Here is a 23821-nt window from a genome sequence, read left to right as displayed (position 1 = left end):
CATGTGACGGGAGCACCCACCAGGGCCCTGGGCCCGTGGGTGCTCCCATCGGTTCCTGCTGCCCGTGTGGGGCCGGCAACGCCTACACAGTGGCCGGTTCCCGCTCCGGGGACGGTGACCGGCGCAGGGCCTCGGCCGTGCTGGCTCCGGGGGCCAGGTCCAGGCGGCGTAGCAGCTGCGCGTTCAGGGCGACCACGACGGTGGAAGCCGACATCAACAGGGCACCGACCGCCATGGGCATCACGAAACCGACTGGGGCCAGGACGCCGGCCGCCAGCGGAACGGAGACCAGGTTGTAGCCGGCCGCCCACCACAGGTTCTGCTTCATCTTGCGGTAGCTGGCACGGGAGAGCTCGATGACCGAAAGCACCGAACGGGGATCATCGCTGGCCAGGATCACCCCCGCCGAGGCGATGGCCACGTCCGTACCAGCCCCGATGGCAATGCCGACATCGGCCCGGGCCAACGCGGGGGCGTCGTTGACACCGTCGCCGACCATCGCGACCTTGCGGCCTTCGCGCTGCAGCTCGGCGACCTTCTCCTCCTTGTTCTCCGGGCGCACCCCGGCGAACACGCGGTCGATGCCCAACTCGCCGGCCACGGAGCGGGCCACGGCCTCGGCGTCGCCGGTGATCATGACCACCTCGATATCCAGTGCATGCAGGGCCCGGACCGCTTCGCGTGATTCCGGGCGGACCTCATCGGCCAGGCCCAGCGCGCCGATCACCGCACCGTCCCTGAGCACGTGAAGGATGATCGCCCCCTCGGCCTTCCATCCCTCGGTCTCGGGCAAAGGGGCTGCCCCGTGTTGTTCGAGCATGCCGGGGCCGCCGACGCTGATCCTGGAGCCGCCGACGTCCGCGTCCACGCCCAGCGCCGTGGAGGCCTTGAAATCCGTTGCCGTCCGGGGTTCGATTCCGCGGTCCCTGGCCGCGGCGACGATCGCCTTGGCCAGCGGGTGCTCGCTGTCGGCCTCAGCGGCAGCGGCAACGGCCAGGACCTCCCGCTCGTCTTCGCCCTCGGCCGGCAGGGCCTTGGACAGGACGGGCTCGCCCCGGGTCAGGGTACCGGTCTTGTCGAAGAGGACCGAGGTCACGGTGCGCATGCTCTCCAGGGCGAGGCGGTCCTTGACCAGGACGCCACCGCGGGCGGCACGTTCGGTGGCGATGGAGACCACCAGGGGGATCGCCAGACCCAGTGCGTGGGGGCAGGCGATGACCAGGACGGTGATCGTCAGGATGACGGCATCATCCGGGAAGCCCAGCAGACCCCAGACGACCGCCGTGATGACGGCCGCCCCGAGCGCGAACCAGAACAGCCAGCCGGCCGCGGTGTCGGCGATGCGCTGGGCCCGTGATGAGGAGCCCTGGGCCTCGGTGACCAGACGCTGGATCCCCGCCAACGCGGTATCGTCGCCGATGGCGGTGATCTCCACGCGCAGCGCGGTGTCCGTGGCCACCGTACCGGCCACCACCTGATCGCCCGGTCCCCGCCGGACCGGGCGGGACTCACCAGTGATCATCGACTCGTCGACGTCGGCAGTGCCTTCGACCACGCGGCCGTCGGCGGGTACGCGGCCCCCGGGACGGACAATGACCACATCCCCGACCACGAGGTCGGCGGGGGCAATGGGGACCGCCTGGCCGTCGACGAGCTTTTCCGCCTCGTCGGGCAGCAGGGCCGCCAGCGAATCCAGGGCGGAGGACGTCTGTGCCAGGGAGCGCATCTCGATCCAGTGGCCCAACAGCATGATGACGATCAACAGGGCCAGTTCCCACCAGAAGTCCAGGCCGTGGTCCAGCAGGCCCAGATGGGCACCCCAGGAAGCCAGGAACGCCACGGTGATCGCCAGGGCGATCAACAACATCATCCCCGGCTTGCGGTCCTTGAGTTCGCCGGCCGCGCCGGTCAGGAACGGCTTGCCGCCCCACACGTACATGATGGTGCCCAGAATCGGGGAGATCCACAAGATCCAGGGCGCCTGGGACAGCTGGTAGCCGATGATCGAGGCGAACATGGTACTGAACCCGACCACCGGTACGGCGATGACCAGCATGATCCAGAACAAGCGGCGGAACTGGCCCACGTGGTCCCCGTGCCCGTGGTGGCCGCCATGGCCCTGCCCGCTGTGATCCATGGGCGCGTGGTCGTCATGGCCCGCGGGTCCGGCCTGCGTGTCGACGTGGCCGTGGTGCCTTCCTTCTGTTTCCATGCCCCCAAGATATACCCCCCGGGGGTATACATCAAGACCTGGTGCCCAATCCCACCATCGCCCGGTCCGCGCCAAGCCTGCGGCCGTCGTGACACGTCCTACATCAATCCGTAACCATTTCGTGACTTTTACAGTTCTTTCATGTAAATTCGTCTGCGTGCCGGGCTTCCTATGAGCCCGGCACACCCAAGTGGATTGCCGAGCACTGCCACCACTTCGGGTCCGTTCGCGAAGCTTCTGGCAGTGGCGGGGGAACCAAATCCGGGCCCACCGGGCCCTTGGGGTTAAGCGCCTCGCGCTGCCTTGTCAGCGCGGGACGCCGAGTGGCTCCCACTCGAACCCGACAGCTAACCCCGCAGGCATTGGGAGAGGTAACCAACACATGACCAAGCGACACCTGGGCCGCCACCGCGCCGCGCCCGTCCGCAGCAACCCCTTGGGCTCTATCTCCAAGGCAGTCTCCTCCAACGCCGGCTCAGTTGGCCGCCAGGCCGCAGTCATCGCCGCGGCCTCCGGCCTCGTGCTGACCCTCGGCGTTCCCGCCGAGGGCGCCCCGTCCGCCCGCGAAGCAGGCAAGGCCCCGGCAGCTGACATCCTGCGCACTTCCGTGGACTCCCCCGCCGCCGTCACCGTTGCGGACGCCAAGCCGCAAGAGCTGAAGCAGATCAAGGTATCCGTCGCCGACGTCAAGTCCACCGACGGATCGGCCCACCGCGCAGCATTGCGCAAGGCCGCAGCCGAACGCGAAGCAGCCCAGGATGCCGCTGAACGCCAAGCCGCCGCGGACCGCATAGACGCCCAGACGGAAGCCGCCGCATCTGCCGAGCGCGAGGAAGCAGCCGCAGGCGCTGCGATGACCCGCCAGAGCCGCCAGTCCTCAACGCCGGCGCCGTCGAGCACGAACGACAACGCCTCGTCGACCGGTACGGTCACCACGGCCTCCACTCCCGCTCCGGAGACGACCGAAACCAGCCCGACATCCAGCGCGGGCCTCTCGGGGATCGCGGGCATGGCCATGAGCTACGAGGGGACACCCTACGTGTGGGGCGGCAGCAGCCCCTCGGGCTGGGACTGCTCCGGTTTCATCCAGTACATCTACGGCAAGGCCGGCATCAGCCTGCCCCACAACACGACCGCCATCCGCACCAGTGGAAAGTTCGTGAAGACCTCCAACCCCAAGCCCGGCGACCTGGTCTACCAGAACGGCGGCAGCCACGCCGGTATCTACATCGGTGGCGGTAAGATCATCGGCGCACAGAACCCCTCCGTCGGCACCGTTGTCCGTCCAGCCGACAGCCCCTATGGGCCGTTGATGGGCTACTACACCTACGTAGGCTAGGGAAAACCGGGCAAGGGCCCGAGCCACTTTGAACTACTCCCCAGTTGTTGGACTCCATAATTCAGTTCCAGCAGCTGGGGAGCGCTTTTATGCGTTCAGATGGTTCGCTTTCGGGTAGAGGGCTTGTCCTACGCCGAAAAACAATGTGTCCGGGCCGGAATCAAGCACGCCGGGCCCTCCCGCGGTCCATCTTTTGCAACAGGTGGACGATACGTTACCGGTCGGCACCGCTTTTTCTTACGTGGACGAATCCTGCCTTGAGGGGCAAGGTACTGTCCCGTAGGAACAGAACACGCAGCAATCGCCGGCAACGGGCCGAATTCGCTTGGTGCAATTTGGGCACGCCCAGAAGAACTGGCAGGAATCGGAGGGCATCCGCAAGGATGCTTCGTACCCGCAAGCAGGACACGTCAACGTCGACGTCAGCTCAATCATCATTCCTTCCTTCCCATCAGGCGCAGCGCCTTTGGCGCAATTCTGGTCGGTGAACGCATCCGGGGCATCGCTTGCAAAGGAAGCAGGGATCCAGCCGGGTAGGATCGGGCGTGCCCGCCAGGCGCCAGCTGGCCATCGCGGCTGCTTCCGGTCCACGCCTGCGTCAGCAGCAACCCGCCTCGCCGGAAGACGATTCCCTGTCCCCGGATATGGCTGACATGGGCTGCGTGCATGCCTCCCCTATCCATGCCTCGAATCCTTCCCTGACCGCGAATACCGCGATGACAAAGCCGGCTACCGGATCGGCCCAGCTCCAGCCGAAGAGGCTGTTGAGCAGCAAGCCCGCCAGGACGGCAGCTGAAAGGTACGAGCAGATCAGGGTCTGCTTTGAATCGGCAATGGCCGAGGCCGATCCCAGTTCCCGTCCTGCGTGGCGTTCGAGGAGGCTGAGAAATGGCATCACCACGAGGCTCACGGCGGCCAGGGTGATGCCGACCGGGCTATGTTCGGCTTCCTTGAGCCCGATCAGCGTGAGGACGGCGCTGACACTGACATAGGCAGCGAGACCGAAAAAGGATACGGCAATCAGGCGCAGGGCCTTTTTCTCGCGGCTTTCAGGGTCGCGGGCTGCGAATTGCCAGGCAACAGCCGCAGCCGAAAGCACTTCCACGATGGAATCCAACCCGAAGCCGACCAGGGCGACCGAGGAAGCGGCCGCGCCGGCTGCCAGGGCGATGACGGCCTCTATGAGGTTGTACGTGATCGTGAGGGCAACGATGATCCGTATCCGGCGCTTGAGTAGCTCCCGGCGCCGATCCTGGGCTGGGAGCGTGTTCAGCATGTGCACTCCGGCCCCTCGCAGCAGCCGGGGTCGACCTGCAGGACCACGCGAAGCAATTCGTCCATGGCTGCGCCCAGGTGCGGATCGCTCAGCCGGTACCAGGATCGCCGGCCCTCGGGTACCGCCTCGACCAGTCCGCACCCGCGCAGGCAGGCCAGCTGGTTGGACATGACCTGGCGCGAGACGCCGAGCGCGTCGGCCAGGTCCGAGGGGAATGCGGGCGCTTCGCGTAGGGCAAGCAGCACGCCGACCCGCGTGGAATCGGAGAGTGCATGCCCAAAACGCGCCAAGGCAGCGGTATGCGAGGGTGTGGCCGTTGTGTTCACATCATAATAATACATGGATTTATGAATTCACCGGTTCATGTATTAGCGCGGCTCTTGCCTCTCTTCCGGCACCGCACGACGGTCCACGAACGGCAACGTCTGAGCACGCGTCGACGCCAGTCACGGGAAGCACCATGAGGTGGGCGAAACGCCTGGCCGAAGGTATGCGGCGCAGCCGTAAGCCCGAGGACACATGCACCAGCTGACAGTGGTTCTGTTTCTTGTGCAGGAACTTCCGACAACGGCAGGGCGCGTCCCTGTCGAGGGTGTCCCACTTCCTTGGAAGTGGAACAGCCCCACCGAACATGCCGGCACGAACGGACACGCCACGGATTTGCGTTCCAGAACTAAGCCCAAAAGACCGTCCCAGAAGAACCGTACGAGCACGACTTCCGCATGGACATTGGGTATGCGCGCGTTTCGACTGCGAAACAGGACCTCGACCGGCAGATCGATGCCCTGCAAGCCGAGGGCATCGCCGATCGGCATATCTACGTGGACAGGAAATCCGGCTCGACCACCAACCGTCCCGGGCTTCGCGAGGCGCGGGACCAGGCGCGGGATGGTGACGTGATGGTCGTGCACACCCTGGACCGGCTCGGCCGCACCGTTCGCGATACCTTGAACCTCATCCACGACCTCGCCGAGCGCGGCGTCGGCGTACGGAACCTGGCCGATCCCATCCGAGTCGACTCGGCCAACCCCGAGGACCCCATGTCCCAACTCGCGGTGGTCATGCTGGCACTCTTCGGCCAGATGGAGAGGACCTACGCAATCGAGCGGGCAGCCCACGCCCGCGCAGTGGCCACCAGCAAAGGCAAGCGCATCGGCCGGCCCAGCGTCGTCGACCCGTCGAAACTCGCCTACGCCGAACACCTGCGCGACCAGGGCAACTCCATCCGGGAAATCGTGGAGAAGACCGGCATCACCCGCTCAAGCCTCTACCGCCACCTGCCGCCCCGACCCCCGGAAATTCTGACCGCCGAGGGAGAACGCGAGAAACACTGAAGCACACCATCAGGTTGCTGGTGCAGACGACTACGGACCGGAATGCTGCTTGGTGCAGTGGACTTCGGACATCATTGCCGTCCGAAGTACTGGATTACCCCGTCATGACGGCGATCCCAGTGCGGTCGACTTCTGAAAATGACAAACGCCTGTCGGCATGACGGGTCGATCCGCATGGTCAGGACGGAGTGCCGGGGGCGGGAAGGAGCCGGCTGCTGCGGCGGTGAATCAGCATGAGCCAGAGCGTCAGGACTGCTGCTGCCAGTGACATCGCAGCCAAGACCAGGAGCGTCGGCTTCTCTCCCCAGCCGCTGATCAATGAGGTGCCCCAGACGGGGGCTGCGGCTTGGGCCAGTAGGGATGGAAGGGCTATTCGTCCCATGGTCCGTGCGTAGCGTTCCTGTCCGACGAGGGCCAGGGGAACGGTGCCGTTGGCGATGGAGTTCAGGCCGATCCCCGCCCCATACACGACCATGGGCAGGAGTAGTGGTCCGAGCCCGAGAGCCAGGAGCGCGAGGGCGGTTGTGATGGCCGTGACCGCCGTGAGCATGGTCCACAACGGATGGCGTCGCCGGGCGAGGGTGAATTCAACGAGCCGGGCGCCCACCTGCGAGGGGCCGATGGCGGCAGCCAGGCCAACCGCGACGGCACCGCTGGCTCCCAGTGGCGCCAGCAGCGTGAAGACGTGCACCGACACGACCGCCGATACAGAGGTGCCGAGTGTCGTGATGAGGGCAATGAGCGCCACGGGCAGCCACAGCGGGCCAGGCTGCCGGGCACCGGACGGCGGGCCCTGGTGGGGTTCTGCTGCTGGTTCGGGGCTGGCTTTGCCGTGCGGGGCGAGGAGCACATACAGCGGGAAGGTGACCAGCAGATGCGCCGCGGCGTATGCCGCGCAGGTCCACCGCCAACCGAATTCGTTGGACAGCAAGGTGGTCAACGGCCAGCAGGCGGTGCTGGCGAAGCCGCCGAACAACGTCAGGGCGGTGATGGAGGAACGGGCCGTGGACCCGTAGGCATGGCCCAGAACCGCGAATGCCCCGCTGTAGAGGCCGCCGCTCATGCTGGCTCCGAGGATGACCCACGCGCCGAGGTAGAGCCATTGGTTGGGTGCCAGGGAGAGGGTGGCGAGCCCGCCGGCCAACAGCAGGGCGCTTGCCGCCAGGACCTCTCGGCCATGGTTGCGCGAAACCAGGGAACCGATGGCGGGCGAGCCCAGCGCCGCGACGAGCAGTGCCACGGAAACACCGCCGACGACCCAGGGATGTGGCCATCCGGTGTCGGCGGCTATCGGGGCTGCCAGGGGGGCTAGCAGGTAGAACGTCGAGCCCCACGACAGGATCTGCCCGAAGCCAAGGCCCGCGATGACGACGCCCCGCCGTGCAGAGGGGCCGCCGCCCGGACCGGATACGGGCGCCCCTTTTGCCCGCCGACCGCCCCGAGGGGCGGACAGGGGTTTGGCGGGAGGTTCCACCTACAGGGCGAGGATGCTTTGCGACGCGGCTTCCAGCGCCCCGGGAACCAGGGAGTAGTACGACCAGGTGCCGCGCTTCTCGCGGTTCAGCAACCCGGCGTCGACCAGGATCTTCAGGTGGTGGGAGACCGTGGGCTGGCCCAGGTCCAGTGGTTCGGTCAGGTCGCAGACGCACGCCTCGCCACCCTCGCCGGACTTGACTATGGAAAGCAGCCGCAAGCGGTTCGGATCCGAGAGCGCCTTCAGGACGCGCGCCGTGGCTTGGGCCTCGATGGCATCGAGTGCCGGACCACCGGCTGGCTCGCAACAAGGCGCGCCGGTGCGTGTTTCGGGTGCCAGCAGGGTTTCCATGGCCTCATTGTGCCATGGATTGACATTTGTCGATATAGATGTGGATACTTCTTGCATCGACAACCGTCAATTTGATGTTGGATCTTCAAGGAGCCTCGTGAACACCGAGACCACCACACCTGCCGTCCGGGGGGAGGCCGCCGTCGCAGGCGAGCTCTCCACCCTGGATCGGTTCCTGCCCGTTTGGATCATCGCGGCGATGGCCGCCGGCCTTTTGTTGGGCAGGTTCATCCCCGGGCTGGATACAGCCCTGGATGCGGTGAAGATCGGCTCCGTGTCCCTGCCGATCGCCATCGGCTTGCTGGTGATGATGTATCCGGTCCTGGCGAAGGTCCGCTACAACGAAACGGGCCGCGTGGTCGCGGACCGCAAGCTGCTGATCACCTCCCTGGTGATGAACTGGCTGCTGGCCCCGGCGTTCATGTTCGCCCTGGCCTGGATCTTCGTACCCGACCTGCCCGAATACCGCACCGGGCTGATCATCGTCGGGCTCGCCCGCTGCATCGCCATGGTCATGATCTGGAACGACCTGGCGTGCGGGGACCGGGAGGCCGCCGCCGTGCTGGTCTTCATCAACTCCGTCTTCCAGGTCATCGCCTTCGGCGCCCTGGGCTGGTTCTACCTCCAGGTCCTGCCCGGCTGGCTGGGCCTGCCGACCACGGCGGCGGACTTCTCCTTCTGGTCGATCACCGTCTCCGTGCTCGTGTTCCTGGGCATCCCGTTGCTGGCCGGATTCCTCACCCGCACGCTGGGGGAGAAGGCCAGGGGCCGGGACTGGTACGAGGGGAAGTTCCTGCCGAAGCTGGGGCCCTGGGCGCTCTACGGGCTGCTGTTCACCATCGTGCTGTTGTTCGCCCTGCAGGGGAACACCATCACGTCCCGGCCGCTCGAAGTGGTGCGGATCGCGTTGCCGCTGCTGGTGTATTTCGTGGTCGTCTTCGGTGCCGGAATGCTCATCGGCCGCGCCCTGGGCCTGGGCTACGCGAAGACCACCACGCTGGCCTTCACCGCCTCGGGGAACAACTTCGAACTCGCGATCGCGGTGGCCATCGGCACGTTCGGCGTCACCTCCGGGCAGGCCCTGGCCGGGGTCGTGGGCCCGCTGATCGAGGTCCCCGTCCTGGTGGCGTTGGTCTACGTGGCCCTATGGGCGCGCAAACGCCATTTCGCCCACTGAGCAACACCGCATCCGCCAACCCGCTGTCCTAGTCCGAGGAGCACGAAAAGTGAGTACCGCCGAGACCACCACTAAACCGTCCGTCCTGTTCGTCTGCGTCCACAACGCCGGACGCTCCCAGATGGCCGCCGCCTACCTCACCGCACTGTCCGCAGGCGCCATCGAGGTCCGTTCCGCCGGGTCCGAGCCAGCGGACTCGGTCAATCCGGCCGCCGTGGCCGCCATGGCCGAGGAGGGCATCGACATGTCCGCCGTAACGCCCAAGGTCCTCACCGTGGACGCGGTGTGGGAATCCGATGTCGTGATCACCATGGGTTGCGGTGACACCTGCCCCATCTTCCCCGGCAAACGCTACGAGGACTGGGAACTCGATGACCCGGCAGGGCAAGGCATCGAGGCCGTCCGGCCCATCCGGGACGACATCAAGACCCGCATCCAGGGCCTCATCGCAGAACTGCTGCCGACCACCTAGCGGACACCGCCGCCCGCGGATCCAAGCAGGTGGCCGAAGGCAAACGAGCACGTACCACCCAAGGAGAACGATGGATATGACGAACCAACCGAACGACCTCCCGGTTGCCATCATCGGCGCCGGTCCCGTGGGCCTCGCCGCGGCAGCGAACCTCATCGAACGCGGCCTGGTCCCGCTCATCTTCGAATCCGGCCACCAGGCCGGCGCTTCCATCCGAAACTGGGGGCACGTCCGGCTGTTTTCCCCCTGGCGGCACAACATCGACCCCGCCTCACGTCGCCTGCTCGAACCCACCGGCTGGACAGAACCCCGACTGTCATCCCTGCCCTACGGCGCCGAGCTCGTGGAACACTACCTCGAACCCCTCGCCACCCTCCCGGCCATCCGGAACGCGCTCCACACATCCACCACCGTAACGGCAGTCAGCCGGGCCGGGATGGACAAGACACACTCCCGGGGACGGGACGAACGCCCCTTCCTGGTCCGCACGGAAACCGAAGACGGCACGGTGGAAGACCACCGGGTACGCGCCGTCATCGACGCCTCCGGAACCTGGGCCCAACCCAACCCGCTCGGACAAGCCGGCCTGCCCGCCCCAGGCGAAGCCGAAGCCACCGCCCGCGGCCTGATCACCGAACCACTCCCGGACGTGACCGGTGCCGACCGGGCCCGCTTCTCAGGCAAACACGTCCTGGTCATCGGAGCCGGGCACTCGGCCGCTAACACCCTCATCTCCCTGGGCCAGCTGGCCAAGAACGAGCCCGGAACCCGCATCAGCTGGGCCGTGCGTGGGAGCGACACCTCCGGCCTCTACGGCGGGGGGGGCCTCGACGGGCTGCCCGCGCGTGGCCAACTGGGGACCCGTCTGCGCAAACTCCTCGAGGACGGGCACATCGACGTGCATACCTCCTTCACGACCACCGGATTCTCGACAGGTGACCTGCTCGCCGTCACGGGAGCCACACCGGAGGGCGAAACGACGCTGGAAGTTGACGTGTTGATCCCCGCCACGGGCTTCCGCCCCGACCTGGGCATCCTGCGGGAAATCCGACTGGAACTCGACCCCGCCGTGGAAGCACCACGGACCCTGGGGCCGCTGATCGACCCCGAATTCCACTCCTGCGGGACCGTTCCGGCGCACGGGGCCAAGGAACTGGCCCACCCCGACAAGGACTTCTACATCGCCGGCATGAAATCCTACGGACGGGCCCCGACCTTCCTGCTCGCCACCGGATACGAACAGGTGCGGTCCATCGTCGCCGCCATAGCAGGGGACATGGCCGCTGCCGGACAGGTCCACCTGGAACTGCCCGAAACCGGCGTCTGCTCCACGGACCTTGGCGGTACCTGTGATGCGCCCTCCGAGGCCTCTGAGCCTGGCGACGCGGCAGGCTCATGCTGTGCTGCCCCCGAACCCGTGCTCATCGGCATTCCAACCGGCCTGGCCCATGGACGTTCCGGTGCAGAATGACCAGGCGGCCCGAACCGAAGCCATGCGCGGACACCAGAAGTTGACGGCCGCGGCGACCACGAATCCTATGCCGGGAACCGTCCTCCGGAAGGAGGAACCCCTTTCCGTCGATGGCAGGCCGGTAGTCCTGTTCGTCTGCGTCAAGAACGGCGGAAAATCCCAAATGGCCGGGGCGCTCATGCGCCACCTTGCCGGAGGCAGCATCGACGTCCGCACCGCCGGTACCAAGCCCGGCAACGGACTCAACGCTCAGTCAGTGCAGTCCCTGTCCGAACTTGGCATCGAAATCGGCGACGAGCGACCCAAACCCATCACCAGGGAACTGCTCGCCGGCGTCGACCTGGTGATCACCCTTGGCCGGGAAGCGGAATTGGAACCGATTCCGGGAACCCGGATGCGGAACTGGGACATCGATGAACCTTCCCCGAGGGGGATCGATGGAATGGAAAGGATGAGGCTGGTACGCGACGACATCCGGGCCAGGGCCACGCGCTTGCTGGGGGAGCTCAACGCGGCCGCGCGGTAGCCGGATGAGCTAACTCCCCATCGGCCGTCCACCCCTCGGGCCACGCACCGGCACCGGATTGAGATCCGAAAGCCATTGCATCATTGTTGCATTTAATGCAACGATCGGGTGATGGCCAACCAACGCGAAATGGGGGATTCCCCGCTGCATGTGTTGGGCAACGTCCGTCCGTTGGACGAGCCTGCGTTCATCTTCAACGCGATGCTCCAAGGCTGGGACGACCAGCAACAAAGCCGCGGGTTGTCAAGGCAAACCATCGACGTCAGGACCAGTTTCATCCGCCGCTTCTCCGCATACTGCGAGAAGCTGCCATGGGAGTGGGCCCCTGTGGACCTCGAGGACTTCAGCATCCACGCACTCTCCAGGGCGAGGCCCCTGGCGAAGTCCACCACGCGCGGCTACCAGGTGATGGTGCGTGCATTCTGCGACTTCATGATGGATCCGCGCTACGGATGGGCGGGTGAATGCGAGAAGAGATTCGGCAGCGCCCCTCAACAGATCTGCCACGACTGGAACACGGTAAGGCACCTGGCCGAATACGAAGGCCGGCCCGAGCGCAGGGCGTTGACCTACGACGAGCTGGAGCGATTCTTCACCTATGCGGATGGGCGAGTCGAGACCATCATCCAAGCTGGGCGCAAGGGGGCGCTAACGGCCCTCAGGGATTCACAGATCTTCAAGACCACGTATGCGTATGGTCTGCGGCGTGCCGAAGTGGTCGGACTCGACGTAGCGGATCTGCGGCCAAATCCGGCAGCGCCCGGATATGGAACCTACGGTTGCGTTGAAGTGCGATGGGGCAAGGCGAGCCGAGGATCCGGGCCCAGGCGGCGCACGGTCCTCACCGTGCCCGAACTGGACTGGGTCATCGAAGGCCTGGAGCAATGGGTCCACGAAGGCCGTGACCGGGTGGCCACGGATGCCGGGGACGCGTTGTGGACCACCGAACGCGCCACCCGCGTCTCACTGCGCTACCTGGATGATCGTTTTGCCGAGATCCGCGACGGCGCCGGGCTGCCGCGGGAACTGAGCCTGCATTGCCTGCGGCACACCTACGTGACGAACCTGATCGAATGGGGCTACTCGGAGCGCTTCGTCCAGGACCAGGTCGGGCACCTTTACGCCTCCACCACCGCCATCTACACCTCGGTGGGGAACGACTACAAGAACCGGGTGATTGCCCGGGCCCTCTCGCGAATCTACGGAGCAACCGATGCCCACACCTGAAACCCCTGCAAACACGGTTGCATGGCACCTGCGGGACCTGATGGCCGCCGCCGGAATGTTCAAGACCACGGACCTGGTCGAGCCGCTCCGGAAAGCAGGAGTTCAACTCTCGCGCGAGCAGGTATTCCGCCTGGTCACCAAGCCACCAGCCAGGCTCAACATGGAGGTCCTCGCCGCGCTCTGCCTGGTCTTGGACTGCACCCCGAACGATCTCATCAAGATCGTCCCGGCCAACGTTGGATTCCGGAAAACCGGAACAACAGACGCGGCAACCTCTACCGGCTCCTCCATCGGATCACTCCGACCGGTGCCGGCCCGCATCCACCGGCCCTCCGACCCCGGACCTGGCAGCTAGAGGCCCGTCGTGGCCAAGGAACCGCGCCCCTGCCATCTGTGCTCGCGGCAGGTGGTGCATGGCTACGAGCTGCTGGGCGGGACGATCTGCAATCCGTGCTACTCCAGGCTCCGCAGGAATCCGGGGAGCTGCCCATCCTGCGAAGTAATGAAAGTCCTGGCCTTCTTCGACGACGACGGGACCATCGTTTGCGCAGCATGCGCGGGCGTCCCCAGCCGATTCGCCTGCAAGACGTGTGGAAGCGAGGAGCAACTCACAGGATCCCAGTGCGGGACCTGCCGCCTCCAAGAACGAGCACAGGCAGTCCTGGCCCAAGACGACGGGAAGATCCATCCCGACCTGACAGGACTCTACGACATACTGCTGAGCACGCCGGACAAGCGGACCGTCGTGCGATGGATCAAGCACGATCAAGTGCACGGCACCCTGCGTGCCATGGCCACCGGAGGCGCACCCATCAGCCACAGCACTCTGAACCAGCTCCCGCCTTCACCGAGGATCCGCTACCTGCGCCGGCTGATGGTCACCGCAGGAACGCTACCCGCCGTCGACGTGCACCTGAACGACCACGAGGTCTTCGCCAACTGCTTCCTGCAGGCCCTCGCTCCAAACCATGCAACGATCCTCCGCCGCTACCACCAGTGGCATGTCCTGCGGATGATGCGTCAAGAGTCCGAGGCAGCTCCGATATCACCGAACGTGGACTACCGGCGGCGCCGAGAACTCAAGGCCATCGACTACTTCCTCAGCTGGCTCGACGGGCGTGGGACAAGCCTCGAAAGGATCCACCAGCAGGACCTTGACCGATACCTCGCACAACCCAAGGGCATCGAAATCAGGACTTTCGTTGTCTGGGCCCGCCGGCACCACCTGATGCCCCAGCTGGAGATCTGGGCGCGGCGAACGGGGCGCGCACAACAAGCCATCAGCGACGAGGCCCGCTGGACGGCCATCAACCGTCTCGTCAACGATGAGTCCCTTTCGTTGACCGTCCGCCTGGCGGGGCTATTCGTCCTGCTCTACGCCCAGCCCGTCACCACCTGCGTCCGGTTGCTGCATTCCAACGTTGTCTGCACGCAGACATCGGTGGCAATCCGCTTCGCGTCGACGGCCATAGAAATGCCACGTCCCGTCGCCCAACTGGTCAAGCGATACCTGCAGTCGCCCACACAGCGGGCCATCTACAGGAGCCCTGAGCACCAGTGGTTCTTCGAAGGCCTGATGGCGGGTACGCACATGAGCGAGGCGAACATGCGCTTGCTGCTTCACAACGCTGGTCTGGAGCCGCTCCGGGCACGGGGAGCGGCCCTACGCCACCTAACGGTCGCCTTGCCAGCGCGCATCGCGGCCGACGCACTGGGAATATCAACCGGAACAGCGACCACCTGGGCAAGACTCTCTGGTGGAACCTGGAAGGACTACCCCGGTCTCCGGAGGTGAACTATTCGATTAGGGCAAACTGGAATACATGACTTCCACCAACACCCAGGGGGATCTGGTGGCTGCCTTCGGCATTGACGAGGCGGTCGGAAACGAGCTGCGCCCGAGCTGGAATGTCGCCCCCCCACCCAGAAGGTCAGGAACATCACCGGGCGCGGCCCGCAAGGGCCCGTGCCCGGCCGGCGGTTGGAGACCGCCCGGTGGGGGCTGGTGCCCGTGTGGGCGAAAAGCCGCTCCGTGGGCAGCCGGGCGATCAACGCAGGCTCGGAAACCGTCCTGGAGAAGCCGACCGTCCGGTCCGCTGCCGTGAAGCGCCGTGCCGTGGTCCCGGCCGAAGGCTATTACGAGTGGCAGCAGGACGGCAAACAGAAGATCCCGACCTACCTGCATCCCGAGGACGGGGGAATCGTTGCGTCCGCCGGGCTGTACGAGTTCTGTCGGGACCCCGGGGCCCCCGAGGGGGAGCCGGGGGAGTAGCTGATGACCACCACGATCCTCACCCGGCCCGCGGCCGACGCCCTTGGGAACATCCACGACAGGACCCAGGTCATCGTGCCCGAGGACCTGCAAGATGAATGGCCGGACCCGGGCCTGGTTGAGCGTCGTTGGTCCCTAAATCCAGGGCGGGACGGCCTATGTGGCAAAAGAGCGTAGGGCAAGAAGTCGTACCCTTGTGCTCGGCTGCATAACGGGACAGCCCTTGCGTCCGGCAGTGCGTTGGTTCTGTGGTGCCTGTGAAGGTCGTGCTCATGCGCCGACTGTTGAATTTGGCCGGCCCCAGACACGGCAGGCCGCCGCGGCCAGCTGTTCGGCCCGCTTTCCGATGGTCGGTTCATTCCATTGTTCGGAGGCGGCTATGGGCTTGTTGAGCTGCAGGCCCGACTGAAGGGCGAACTCAGCGCGCTTGACCTCCCAGCCCAGGTTGGAGACTCCCTGGTTGAAGCCGGAGGTGACCAGCGTCAGGTTCCCGATGCGCTGCAGGGCGGAATTCCGCTGCTGCGCGGCGAGCTCATGCTGGGCCGGGTCCGATTCACCAATGGGCCAGTGGGTTTGCCAGGACTGGGGGAGGATGTGCTCGATCTGGAGCCGGTCGTAGTCGAAAGCTGCCGGCTCTGTGCGCGGATTTTCAGTCTGCAGCTGCTGGTCGATGGCGGCGAGGATGAGTCGGATACGCTCCTGCGTGAAGGAGTTGTAGAACCTGTTGTTCAAGAAGGCTGCCCTGACATCGTCGTCCGTCGGCCAGGCCAGTCCTGCCGAGTATGATTCCAGTGCGGTGATGACTGCCTCGGCGACGTTTTCCCCAGCCTTCAATGATGTCTGGGCGGTCTTTAACACGTCCACAAAGAAGGTGTTGTAGCCGCGTGTGTTGGCGCCGGTTATCATGCGCCGCATCACCCAGGACTCGATTGCGGCAACGGCCCTCTCGTGGTCGTTCAAGGGGAGGGTTTCCTGCGGCAGCGTGCGCAACCACAGGAACAGTGGAACAGCTGTCAGGACCCGGATTCTGTCGACCCGCGTATAGGCCCGGGCCAGCACGTCGGATTCGGCGCGCTCAGGGTCGTAGATGATCGCGTATGCGGAAGCGTACTCGCGGAGTTCCTTCAACACTGATTCAGTGGTTCTGTCCGCAGCGGCCAGGTAGGAACGAACCTGACCATAGAGATGCCCGACATTGGCTTCCTGCCCGGAAGCGGCCGTCAGCCAGGCGGAGAGCAGGACATCGCGCCGGCCTCGTGCCGCGTGCCCGGTACCGACTGTTGTCTTCCACCACGGCTCGTCGAACGGGGCCCAGTAGCGGTCGTACAGCGCATCCAGTTCCTTTTCGCCGCTGAGATCCCCGCGGAGGAAGAGCAGGTTCTTCACCAGGTCGGCTGCCGAGAGCGGAGTCTGCCGCCCATTCAGGACTTCGAAGATGACCTGGGCGTCGTCATTGTCGTCCAGGTCAATGACGACCAGCTTGAAAAGGCCCAGGAGCGCGTCAACGATGACGTCGGCGAAGTCCTCGTCCGGTGCTGCCTTGATGGCTGCTCGAGTTTGTTCCGCAAAAAACGCGCGCGCTTGCAGATATGGGTGCCCGGCCGCAGCCACGGCGGCATCCGAGATGGCGGCGGGCCAGACATCCCTGTCCTTGCGCCGCGGCCAGAGCTTGTACTGGTCAAGGGGCTCTACGGCCACGTCGGCAGGGTTCTGGATGAGCCGGCGTACCTGAGCGGCCCGTGGCGATCCTGTTTCCAGCAGGACATCCAGAATTCCCCGGGCCAGCAGCTGGAGGGTGGTCAATCGCTGCTGTCCATCAATGACAGCGCGCTGGTCCACGCCTCCGGTAGTCGAGGGAAGCTGGTCACAGACAATGGCACCTAGGAAATGAGGAGCGACTTTCTTGTCCGCACGTGCTTTCGACTCACCCACCGCCTCCGCATCAGCCCTGGCCTTCTGCAATCTTTCCGCCGCGCTGAGCAGGTCTTCATGGAGCAGGCGCCACTGCCCATCAAGAGTCCACTCGTAGTCACGCTGGAACGTCGGAATTACGAATCTGCGCTCAAACCCAAGAACGGTCTTCAATGCGTAAGTTTCCGCCTGCAAAGTTCCCCCAGATCACGACGGTGCCTTTTCCGTCACTCTAGCGGACCAATAACAAGCACAAGAGATGTAATGCAGGTGTTCCTAGCATTAATTGCATTCCTGTTCGAGGAGATGTCCACGTCCGGCCGGACCCCCTCGCCCATGGTTGCTTTCATACGCATGCTCATCACGAACCCGGCCCGTGTGGATGCCGCGATGTTCTCGACGTGGGGTCCCCGGCCGTTATCCGGGGACCCCGCCGTCGCTCGATTGTCGACGTATGCGCACGAAAGGTCTGCCGGCCCCGGCGACGCAGGAGACCCGCGCAGGGCCGGACACCATCTCGCCAGGCGCAGGATTATCGGCGGTGAACGGGCATTGGTAGCGGTTTCGGCTAGTCTGACGTCATTCCATAGGCGTGGTTGGGGGAACCGGATGAATGAACAGCAGGCAATCAAGGCAGTGGCGCAGTCGGCCAGGAGCATCGACGAAGAACATTTCTCGGTTCCACTTGGGGGATGGCCAGACCAGATCGGGATGGCTCTCATCGACGCGGTCTATTCGATCCGGGCGAGCTACCATGCCAAGAGCCCGACCAAAGGCGTCCTCAACCGCGCCCGCGCCTTCCGCGAGAAGTATCCGGAATCCGCCAATGACCTACAACAAATTCGCGACGTCGGCAAAGAAGCGATCCGCAATGTCATGGGAAATGGCAAGAGCTCCGGCCGGCACAAGAGCGTCTGTCTGGTGGAAGCAGCCGATAATCTCCTTTCGTTGGATCCCCCGGTCCGGAATGCACGGCAACTGAAGGCGCTCGATCCGAACCACAAGCGGGCGTACACCTCGGTCAGGGGGCTGGGATGGGTGACCTATGAGTACTTCACCATGTTGTTGGGACAGCCCGGCATCAAAGCCGACACGATGATCCGCCGCTTCGTGGACACGGCCCTCGAGAAGGAGGGTCTTCCCCCGGTCGACACCCACACGGCCAGACGAATCGTTGAAGCCGCCCACGCGCAGGAACGTCCGGCTATGGGCCTCAGCGCATTCGACCACGCGATCTGGCTTCACCAACGAACAGTTTCCCAGCAAAGATAGACATCACCGCACCGCCGATCCAGCCCCGCACAAAAGAAACACTTCATGGCACTGGAAGATCTCACCGATACCGGCGCCGTCATCAGGGCACTGCACATGTATGACGACATGGGCCGGGACGCATTTCTCGCCAAGTACGGCTTCAGGCCGGCACAAAAGTATTGGTTGTCCCACGAGGGGCGCCGCTACGATTCGAAGGCGATTGCCGGTGTGGCGCACCTGAACCAGACAGGGACGCTGTTGAGCAGCTCGGAATTCACCGGGGGAATCAACGGAGCCGTGAGGATCCTGAAGGGGCTTGGCTTCGACGTCACCACTGACGAGGTTCCCGCAGCTGAAGCTGGCGGCCGTCCCTCGTTCGCGGTCATTTGGAATCCGGGCAACTGGACATGGGACCAGGATGACTTTGAATCCGTACGAGAATCCATTGCGGCCACGGGCGGTGCCACCGGTCAATGGAGTACCGGGTCCCGATGGTCTGGAATCGAACCAGGGGATCGTGTATTCCTGTTTCTAGTTGGCTCGGAGAATAGGGGGCTCATCGGTTCCGGGCACGCCGCATCCGAGATTGAACCAAGCCCCCACTGGGACGGACAGCACACGGACGAGGCCCCCTACATCAAAATCCTCTGGGACGCCTTGGTCGACCCAGAAGATTTGCTCTCGTGGGATCAGATACAAGCCAATGACCCCGATTTTCCCGACAACTTCCAGTCAGGAGGGGTACGCATAGATTGGCAGCGCACCGCGGCTCTTGAGTCCCTGTGGCTGGAGCACATCGACGCGGTGACGTTGGGCCACGCCGGAGAGCCGCCCGCTTCGGGGATCCCCGTCAGCTACACATGTGGCCGTGCGAAGCGTCGAAATCATCAACGCCGCTTCAGAGCTCTGCTGTTCCGCCACTACGAGGCCGAATGTTGGATCTGCGGGTTTGACCAAATCGAAATCCTGGAAGCGGCCCACATAGTGAGTGACGCACATGGCGGTGCAGCGACGGTAGAGAACGGCCGGTTGATGTGCCCAAACCATCATCGCGCGCTTGACGTCGGGTTATTTGGGCTCGGTGATGACGACGAATCTATTTGGATGGACACGGCGAATGAGTTCCTCGCTCCAGAGAGGCCAGCGTGAACGAGTGGTCGCAATGAATTCCAGCTGATCGACCGCATAGGTGGCCCAACTCCCGAAATTCTGCAGTTTGGATGAGACCCGAAAAGGTCAGGCAGGCCGGCCAGTACCGGACGGCAGGGTTGACGCCGCCCGAGATCGGGAAGCTATTGGGAGTCAGTAGGGCGACCGTATACCGCTATCTCAGCCTGTTGGCCGAAGCGAAAACGAGCTAAGCGAATGCATCATCCGCCGTCCCGAACTTTTGCTCAGGTCGGTTTCCTGATGTCTCTCAACGTTAGTGGAGCACGGGTTTCTCACTGCTCGGTTGTGAGACATGGAATCGAGGCATATGAGTTCCAGAACTCTCCCTGAGCTTTTAAGGCGGCTAAACCCGCAGGGGGTTCTGGAATCCTGCGTGGGTGCCCCCGAGACCTTATTGGTGGCATACTCCGAAGATGACGGACCTCACCTTGTGCGAAAATCGCCGCCTGCGGCGTGCAGCCATCTTCGTGGACTTTGACAACGTATACAGCGGCCTGGATGCACTCGATTCCCAAGCAGCCGCAAATTTTGCAACGGACCCAGGGCGGTGGACGAGCGCGATCGCCGGCGATGACTCGTCGCGCGGCGCACGTCGATTCCTAATCCGAAATTGCTACCTGAACCCATCAAAGTACTCGAAGTACCGTGCTTATTGGACGCGTGCCGGGTATCGGGTGATTGACTGTCCTTCGCTGACTCAGCAGGGGAAGAGCAGTACCGACATCAATCTGGTTCTCGATGCCGTGGACGTACTGTCGGGGAGCAGCAACGTCGAAGAGTATTTCATCGCCTCCGCTGATGCGGACTTCACCTCTTTGATACAGCGCTTTCGCGCAAGAGACCGCCAGAGCACCGTGATTTTGGCGGGACCCGCCTCGGGGGCGTATCGCAATATGGCCGACGAGGTCATCGAAGCAGACGATTTGGTCGCGATACTCAACAAGCAAGAACTCCTTATTGCGTTGCCTGGAGGAACGACCTCCTCCGTGGATACCGCCCTGCCCCCATCCTCATCCGTGGTGGGCAACACTGCTGGCGGGGACGCGGAAATAGGATCGCCTTCGCCTGCCGCTGCGGCTGTACTCAAATTCATTAAGACCGCCCCTGGACCCGTTAAAGGTGCGCAGGTCGCTGACCACGCGCGTGCTGCGGATCCGAAGATCAGTGCGGACTGGGAAGGTTACGGATCGCTGAAGGCCTGGTTGGGCCAGCTAGGGCCAAGGGTAGCTTGGAACAATACGCCGCCAAGTTGGGTGTTGGATACCCAACGTTTTACGGCTGATGACGTACCGGCCCTCGTTGATTCTCGGCCGGCCCTTGAGCAGCAAGTGACGAGGGTTACCGATATTCCCAGACTGTCCACTGAGCAGTTTCGCCAGCTATTCATTTCCTTGGAACACCGGCTGCAAGGCGAGACCGGCAACAGGAATGAAATCGCAAAGCAGGTGCGGGACGACTGCTCCGACGCAGGCTCTACCGTGGGGCGCTCTGCTGTGAACTACGTGATCCAAGGCCTGTTGTATGCCGGAGCAAGCCTGAAGTCTGGGACTTCAGCCGCAGATCTGGGAACAGCGTGGGCCAACAACGTTGAGGCTCTGTGCGTAGGCGCGCGCATGGAGTTCTCTGAAAAGGAGAAAGCCGAACTGCGTACGTGGGCAAGTGGCGGCCTGGCAAGCTGAACAGATGCGGGTTCCCGACTAAAAACAGCATGATGCCGCCACTCATATGTTGGCCGTTGCAGGAGTGTGTCGATCTGCTGTCTTGTAACCCATGGGTTGCAAGATTGATGTTCCGCAGACGCGCGGGGGTTTCTCATCGTGCATTTTCATAGAGAAGCTCCTTCCGTTGCCTAAGAGCATCGGCAAGGATCGGGTTCTAATCAGGAGCCCGGCTGTGCTGGTAACGCATCGGTGGATCCGTTGGCTTTCCGGATGAAGGCCACGACCATTTTCATTTGTCCATTGAGGTCGTGCGGCAGCTCACCGTCGGGCCATATGCGGCAGGCTTCTCTCGCCACTTTCACCTTGTCCGGTTGAGTTAGCGGCTTCCCCTCTATCGAGGGGAGGCTCGTGAGGTGTAACGGGTTCGCCCATTTGTCCGTCGGCACGTGATGGTGGCTTTTCTTGTGGACAGATGCCACGGCGGTGCGGAGAGTGTCTACCGGCACGTAGTTTTCTATGGTTCGGCAGGCCGTTATCCACGCAAACCCAGGCATGTCGGCACGGTTGAATTCATTTCGCACACGAGTCTTCGTATCGTTGATTTTGCCCCGGGCGGTCCGTTTGTCGCTATCGATCAGAATGGCCGAATGCCGGTTAAGGCGCCGCAGTGAAATGAACTCGTCGACAGACGGATCATTGGCTGTGAGGTGGCTGAGGAGACCGCCGCCATAGAACATCACAGCAAAGTGGATGCCTTCTACGAATTCGCGAGGGGCGACCATCTCAAGCCACCGCAACAGGTAGATACGATCCGAGGGGCCCTCAACCCAGATGACTGAATTCGCCTGAATCAGGTCCGAAGGGCGGTAGCCGAGATCACTGCAAAGATCGGACACGTCTTGGACTGTTGCGGCTTCGCTGACGCGGGTGCCGTTTTCGGCGTCGTGCTTTACATGCAGGACGCAAGCGCGCTCGTAGTCCAGCAAATGAGCGGAGTGTGTAGCTATGAGGTACTGATTGCTCGTCGTGTCGCTCAGGTACCGAACTAGCTTTCGCTGCAGCAATGGGTGCAGATGGACTTCTGGCTCCTCGATGCAAATGAGCGTTCTTTCGAGCAGGGTGGCAGCCGTCGCAAGAATGATCACTTGGTGAATGCCTGTCCCCAGGCTTGTAAGTGGCAGGGCCCGGCCGCCTTGGATGACCTGTAGTTCATCTTGGCCGGAAGCAATACGGATTTCTACGTCGTTGTCCTCGAGAACGCTCTGAGCGAACTGTTGAATGGCCTCGAACCGGGGGTGGTCGGTCGAGTAGCGATTTGCGGGCGGGTTCTGTAGGCGTGCGAGTCGATGGATGAGGTCTTTTCCGCTGAAGTCCCCAGGGAGTCCGCTGTAGTCCCCCTGTTGGGCATTGTCCTCGTCGACGGTGTCGCCACTTGATGATATTTGCCGGAATGCGCCTACAGTCTGAACAGGCGGGAATCTGAGCGGAAATAATGCGTCGAGTACGCGTTGCGCATCAGCGGTCTGCCCGCCTCCTGACGTCGATGTGAGGTCCGCTGATGCTTGCCCCAGAACGCGACCGTCCACGGAGGCTGCCACCGCAGAAAGCCATTCTTGGTCCAAGGACCAGCTAAGCGGCGTACCACTCGCGCTGTACGTAAGCCACACATCACTTCCGGGAAACGGATGGAATACATCAGCTTGAAGGAGCGAGAACACGGCGTCCGGGTGGGAGAGATTCTTCCTCCCACTTCGCAAGTCGCCGGGTTCTCCTAGCGGGTGTGCCATTTGCATAAGTAGCTTCGGACCCTCGGGCTGAGGCCAATCAGCCCACTCCAGGTTGTCGGGATGTTCCTTCAGGAATGCTTGTGCGAAGCGGAGGATATTGGACTTCCCCGCGTTGTTCTGACCCGCCACCAGGGTAACCTTGCGCAATCCACCGAGTGGTTGGAGGTCTCGGAGACTGCGATAACCGCCGACACCGAAGCCAGGCAGAAGCATTTTTTCGTCCATATGGGCATTCTGCCAAACAGCATTATGCGTTTGGGCCATGAGCCATTAGCCGGATCCATCGCCAAAGTAGAGGAATTCTGTTCAATTTCTCTTTAGGGACCGTTTGTGGCACGAATAGTTGTGAATCGTAGCAGGCACTCATATACCCACCCACAAACCAAGTCCGAAACGGGAGTGACCGCAACTACGTGACCTACGGAATTTGACCCGGAACCAGGGCAGATGCCGTCGATCACCCAACGAAGACGACGGCTTGCGTCGGCTCAAGCAGGTGCGCACGTCTTCCCGGGGAAGCTAACCCCGACCATGCGGGTCATCCGTTCGGCGGCCTGCAGCAGGGGATCGAACCACCGGCGGCAGGTCTCCTCGGGCATCCGAAACGTCGGGCCGGTGATGATCACCGCGCCCAGCACGGCTGCCGAGGCGTCGAAGACCGGGCCGGAGGGCCGGAGGTGTCGGAACCGCGTCCGCCGGCGGTGGCAAATTCGTCGGCCCGCGTGCGGCGCACGGCTTCCTGAAGCGCCTCGGATTCGGTGAGAATGGTGCCGATGACGGATTCCTACGGGATGCGAACCGGCACGTGGAAGTACGGGATTCACGTCCAGCAGAGCCCGACCCGTGGGTGGCGCGTTCGGGTTGATGGTCCGGATGGCCCGGGCGCTTGGTGAAGCCATGAGTTCCG

The 23821-nt window shown here is 63.7% G+C and carries 22 protein-coding genes and 1 riboswitch; of the genes, 14 read left to right on the top strand and 8 right to left on the bottom strand.

From position 1 onward, the window contains the following. Positions 1-82: 82 nt before the first annotated feature. Positions 83-2212, bottom strand: coding sequence for a heavy metal translocating P-type ATPase (locus tag AB8M85_RS04345; protein WP_372697522.1), 2130 nt, complete (start codon positions 2210-2212; stop codon positions 83-85). 197 nt (positions 2213-2409) lie between these two features. Then, a riboswitch (cyclic di-AMP (ydaO/yuaA leader) is annotated at positions 2410-2588 on the top strand. Positions 2589-2594: 6 nt separating this feature from the next. On the opposite strand from AB8M85_RS04345, the gene AB8M85_RS04340 reads away from it, so the two are divergent. Beyond that, positions 2595-3551, top strand: a complete 957-nt coding sequence (locus AB8M85_RS04340) for a C40 family peptidase (RefSeq protein ID WP_372697521.1) — start codon at positions 2595-2597, stop codon at positions 3549-3551. Positions 3552-3788: 237 nt separating this feature from the next. Here the strand turns inward: AB8M85_RS04340 and AB8M85_RS04335 are convergent, their stop codons facing one another. From AB8M85_RS04335 to AB8M85_RS04325, 3 genes are all read right to left on the bottom strand, one after another. Further along, positions 3789-3989: a GDCCVxC domain-containing (seleno)protein gene (locus AB8M85_RS04335; RefSeq protein WP_343903182.1), complete on the bottom strand. Its 201-nt coding sequence runs from the start codon at positions 3987-3989 to the stop codon at positions 3789-3791. Positions 3990-4149: 160 nt separating this feature from the next. Then, positions 4150-4827: a cation diffusion facilitator family transporter gene (locus AB8M85_RS04330; protein WP_372697520.1), complete on the bottom strand. Its 678-nt coding sequence runs from the start codon at positions 4825-4827 to the stop codon at positions 4150-4152. Continuing rightward, positions 4821-5153 carry a metalloregulator ArsR/SmtB family transcription factor gene (locus AB8M85_RS04325; protein ID WP_343903184.1) on the bottom strand — a complete coding sequence of 111 codons (333 nt, stop codon included), beginning with the start codon at positions 5151-5153 and terminating at the stop codon, positions 4821-4823. Before AB8M85_RS04325 ends, AB8M85_RS04330 begins: the two co-directional genes overlap by 7 nt. Before the next feature lie 396 nt (positions 5154-5549). On the opposite strand from AB8M85_RS04325, the gene AB8M85_RS04320 reads away from it, so the two are divergent. After that, positions 5550-6161, top strand: a complete 612-nt coding sequence (locus tag AB8M85_RS04320; RefSeq protein WP_372697519.1) for a recombinase family protein — start codon at positions 5550-5552, stop codon at positions 6159-6161. Positions 6162-6339: 178 nt separating this feature from the next. Here the strand turns inward: AB8M85_RS04320 and AB8M85_RS04315 are convergent, their stop codons facing one another. Together AB8M85_RS04315 and AB8M85_RS04310 are read right to left on the bottom strand one after the other, a co-directional pair. After that, positions 6340-7635, bottom strand: a complete 1296-nt coding sequence (locus AB8M85_RS04315) for an MFS transporter (RefSeq protein ID WP_372697518.1) — start codon at positions 7633-7635, stop codon at positions 6340-6342. After that, on the bottom strand, positions 7636-7986 hold the full coding sequence (locus tag AB8M85_RS04310; RefSeq protein ID WP_372697517.1) for an ArsR/SmtB family transcription factor: 351 nt from the start codon (positions 7984-7986) through the stop codon (positions 7636-7638). A 97-nt stretch (positions 7987-8083) separates the two neighbouring features. Between AB8M85_RS04310 and arsB the strand changes: the two genes are divergently transcribed. The 8 genes from arsB (at position 8084) to AB8M85_RS04270 (ending at position 15131) form a co-directional block, all read left to right on the top strand. Further along, positions 8084-9163 (top strand): ACR3 family arsenite efflux transporter, encoded by a 1080-nt coding sequence (gene arsB, locus AB8M85_RS04305; RefSeq protein WP_372697516.1) that lies wholly within the window; start codon positions 8084-8086, stop codon positions 9161-9163. Positions 9164-9284: 121 nt separating this feature from the next. After that, positions 9285-9635: an arsenate reductase ArsC gene (locus tag AB8M85_RS04300; RefSeq protein ID WP_372697719.1), complete on the top strand. Its 351-nt coding sequence runs from the start codon at positions 9285-9287 to the stop codon at positions 9633-9635. A 76-nt stretch (positions 9636-9711) separates the two neighbouring features. Next, on the top strand, positions 9712-11106 hold the full coding sequence (locus AB8M85_RS04295) for an FAD-dependent oxidoreductase (RefSeq protein WP_372697515.1): 1395 nt from the start codon (positions 9712-9714) through the stop codon (positions 11104-11106). Beyond that, the gene (locus AB8M85_RS04290) at positions 11096-11632 is read left to right on the top strand and encodes a low molecular weight phosphatase family protein (protein ID WP_372697514.1); all 537 of its coding nucleotides are present in this window, start codon (positions 11096-11098) and stop codon (positions 11630-11632) included. Before AB8M85_RS04295 ends, AB8M85_RS04290 begins: the two co-directional genes overlap by 11 nt. 111 nt (positions 11633-11743) lie before the next feature. Next, positions 11744-12859 (top strand): tyrosine-type recombinase/integrase, encoded by a 1116-nt coding sequence (locus AB8M85_RS04285; protein WP_372697513.1) that lies wholly within the window; start codon positions 11744-11746, stop codon positions 12857-12859. Then, entirely contained in the window at positions 12846-13214 is a 369-nt protein-coding gene (locus AB8M85_RS04280; RefSeq protein WP_372697512.1) for a helix-turn-helix domain-containing protein, read from the top strand. The genes AB8M85_RS04285 and AB8M85_RS04280 overlap by 14 nt, the downstream gene beginning before the upstream one ends. 147 nt (positions 13215-13361) lie before the next feature. Then, entirely contained in the window at positions 13362-14654 is a 1293-nt protein-coding gene (locus AB8M85_RS04275; RefSeq protein ID WP_372697511.1) for a hypothetical protein, read from the top strand. A gap of 108 nt (positions 14655-14762) precedes the next feature. Continuing rightward, entirely contained in the window at positions 14763-15131 is a 369-nt protein-coding gene (locus AB8M85_RS04270; protein WP_372697718.1) for an SOS response-associated peptidase family protein, read from the top strand. A 270-nt stretch (positions 15132-15401) separates the two neighbouring features. Here AB8M85_RS04270 and AB8M85_RS04265 read toward each other — a convergent pair whose 3' ends face one another. Further along, positions 15402-17216, bottom strand: coding sequence for a DUF262 domain-containing protein (locus tag AB8M85_RS04265; protein WP_372697510.1), 1815 nt, complete (start codon positions 17214-17216; stop codon positions 15402-15404). 435 nt (positions 17217-17651) lie between these two features. Between AB8M85_RS04265 and AB8M85_RS04260 the strand changes: the two genes are divergently transcribed. From AB8M85_RS04260 to AB8M85_RS04245, 4 genes are all read left to right on the top strand, one after another. Next, positions 17652-18314 carry a hypothetical protein gene (locus AB8M85_RS04260; protein ID WP_372697509.1) on the top strand — a complete coding sequence of 221 codons (663 nt, stop codon included), beginning with the start codon at positions 17652-17654 and terminating at the stop codon, positions 18312-18314. Between the two features lie 45 nt (positions 18315-18359). Continuing rightward, positions 18360-19445, top strand: coding sequence for an HNH endonuclease (locus AB8M85_RS04255; RefSeq protein WP_372697508.1), 1086 nt, complete (start codon positions 18360-18362; stop codon positions 19443-19445). 71 nt (positions 19446-19516) lie between these two features. Next, the gene (locus AB8M85_RS04250) at positions 19517-19657 is read left to right on the top strand and encodes a helix-turn-helix domain-containing protein (protein WP_372697507.1); all 141 of its coding nucleotides are present in this window, start codon (positions 19517-19519) and stop codon (positions 19655-19657) included. A gap of 222 nt (positions 19658-19879) precedes the next feature. Then, positions 19880-21145 (top strand): NYN domain-containing protein, encoded by a 1266-nt coding sequence (locus AB8M85_RS04245; protein WP_372697506.1) that lies wholly within the window; start codon positions 19880-19882, stop codon positions 21143-21145. A 200-nt stretch (positions 21146-21345) separates the two neighbouring features. On the opposite strand, the gene AB8M85_RS04240 is transcribed toward AB8M85_RS04245, so the two are convergent. Next, complete coding sequence (locus AB8M85_RS04240; protein ID WP_372697505.1) at positions 21346-23139, bottom strand: AAA family ATPase; 1794 nt, start codon at positions 23137-23139, stop codon at positions 21346-21348. Positions 23140-23821 lie beyond the last annotated feature (682 nt).

Origin of the sequence: Arthrobacter sp. JSM 101049 (assembly GCF_041679245.1) — a bacterium.
In the GTDB taxonomy this organism is placed as follows: Bacteria; Actinomycetota; Actinomycetes; order Actinomycetales; family Micrococcaceae; genus Arthrobacter_H.
Note: the sequence above shows the minus strand (reverse complement) of the source record. Positions and strands in the feature narration are given on the sequence as shown.

Bases quoted from the DNA above. Each gene is read 5' to 3' on its own strand.
- AB8M85_RS04320 (WP_372697519.1), top strand. From the start codon at position 5,550: ATGGACATTGGGTATGCGCGCGTTTCGACTGCGAAACAGGACCTCGAC.
- AB8M85_RS04250 (WP_372697507.1), top strand. From the start codon at position 19,517: ATGAGACCCGAAAAGGTCAGGCAGGCCGGCCAGTACCGGACGGCAGGG.
- AB8M85_RS04260 (WP_372697509.1), top strand. From the start codon at position 17,652: ATGAATGAACAGCAGGCAATCAAGGCAGTGGCGCAGTCGGCCAGGAGC.
- AB8M85_RS04240 (WP_372697505.1), bottom strand. From the start codon at position 23,139: ATGGACGAAAAAATGCTTCTGCCTGGCTTCGGTGTCGGCGGTTATCGC.
- AB8M85_RS04275 (WP_372697511.1), top strand. From the start codon at position 13,362: ATGAAAGTCCTGGCCTTCTTCGACGACGACGGGACCATCGTTTGCGCA.
- AB8M85_RS04285 (WP_372697513.1), top strand. From the start codon at position 11,744: ATGGCCAACCAACGCGAAATGGGGGATTCCCCGCTGCATGTGTTGGGC.
- AB8M85_RS04300 (WP_372697719.1), top strand. From the start codon at position 9,285: ATGGCCGCCGCCTACCTCACCGCACTGTCCGCAGGCGCCATCGAGGTC.
- AB8M85_RS04310 (WP_372697517.1), bottom strand. From the start codon at position 7,986: ATGGAAACCCTGCTGGCACCCGAAACACGCACCGGCGCGCCTTGTTGC.
- AB8M85_RS04330 (WP_372697520.1), bottom strand. From the start codon at position 4,827: ATGCTGAACACGCTCCCAGCCCAGGATCGGCGCCGGGAGCTACTCAAG.
- AB8M85_RS04245 (WP_372697506.1), top strand. From the start codon at position 19,880: ATGACGGACCTCACCTTGTGCGAAAATCGCCGCCTGCGGCGTGCAGCC.
- AB8M85_RS04340 (WP_372697521.1), top strand. From the start codon at position 2,595: ATGACCAAGCGACACCTGGGCCGCCACCGCGCCGCGCCCGTCCGCAGC.
- AB8M85_RS04345 (WP_372697522.1), bottom strand. From the start codon at position 2,212: ATGGAAACAGAAGGAAGGCACCACGGCCACGTCGACACGCAGGCCGGA.
- AB8M85_RS04280 (WP_372697512.1), top strand. From the start codon at position 12,846: ATGCCCACACCTGAAACCCCTGCAAACACGGTTGCATGGCACCTGCGG.
- AB8M85_RS04335 (WP_343903182.1), bottom strand. From the start codon at position 3,989: ATGATGATTGAGCTGACGTCGACGTTGACGTGTCCTGCTTGCGGGTAC.
- AB8M85_RS04255 (WP_372697508.1), top strand. From the start codon at position 18,360: ATGGCACTGGAAGATCTCACCGATACCGGCGCCGTCATCAGGGCACTG.
- AB8M85_RS04295 (WP_372697515.1), top strand. From the start codon at position 9,712: ATGACGAACCAACCGAACGACCTCCCGGTTGCCATCATCGGCGCCGGT.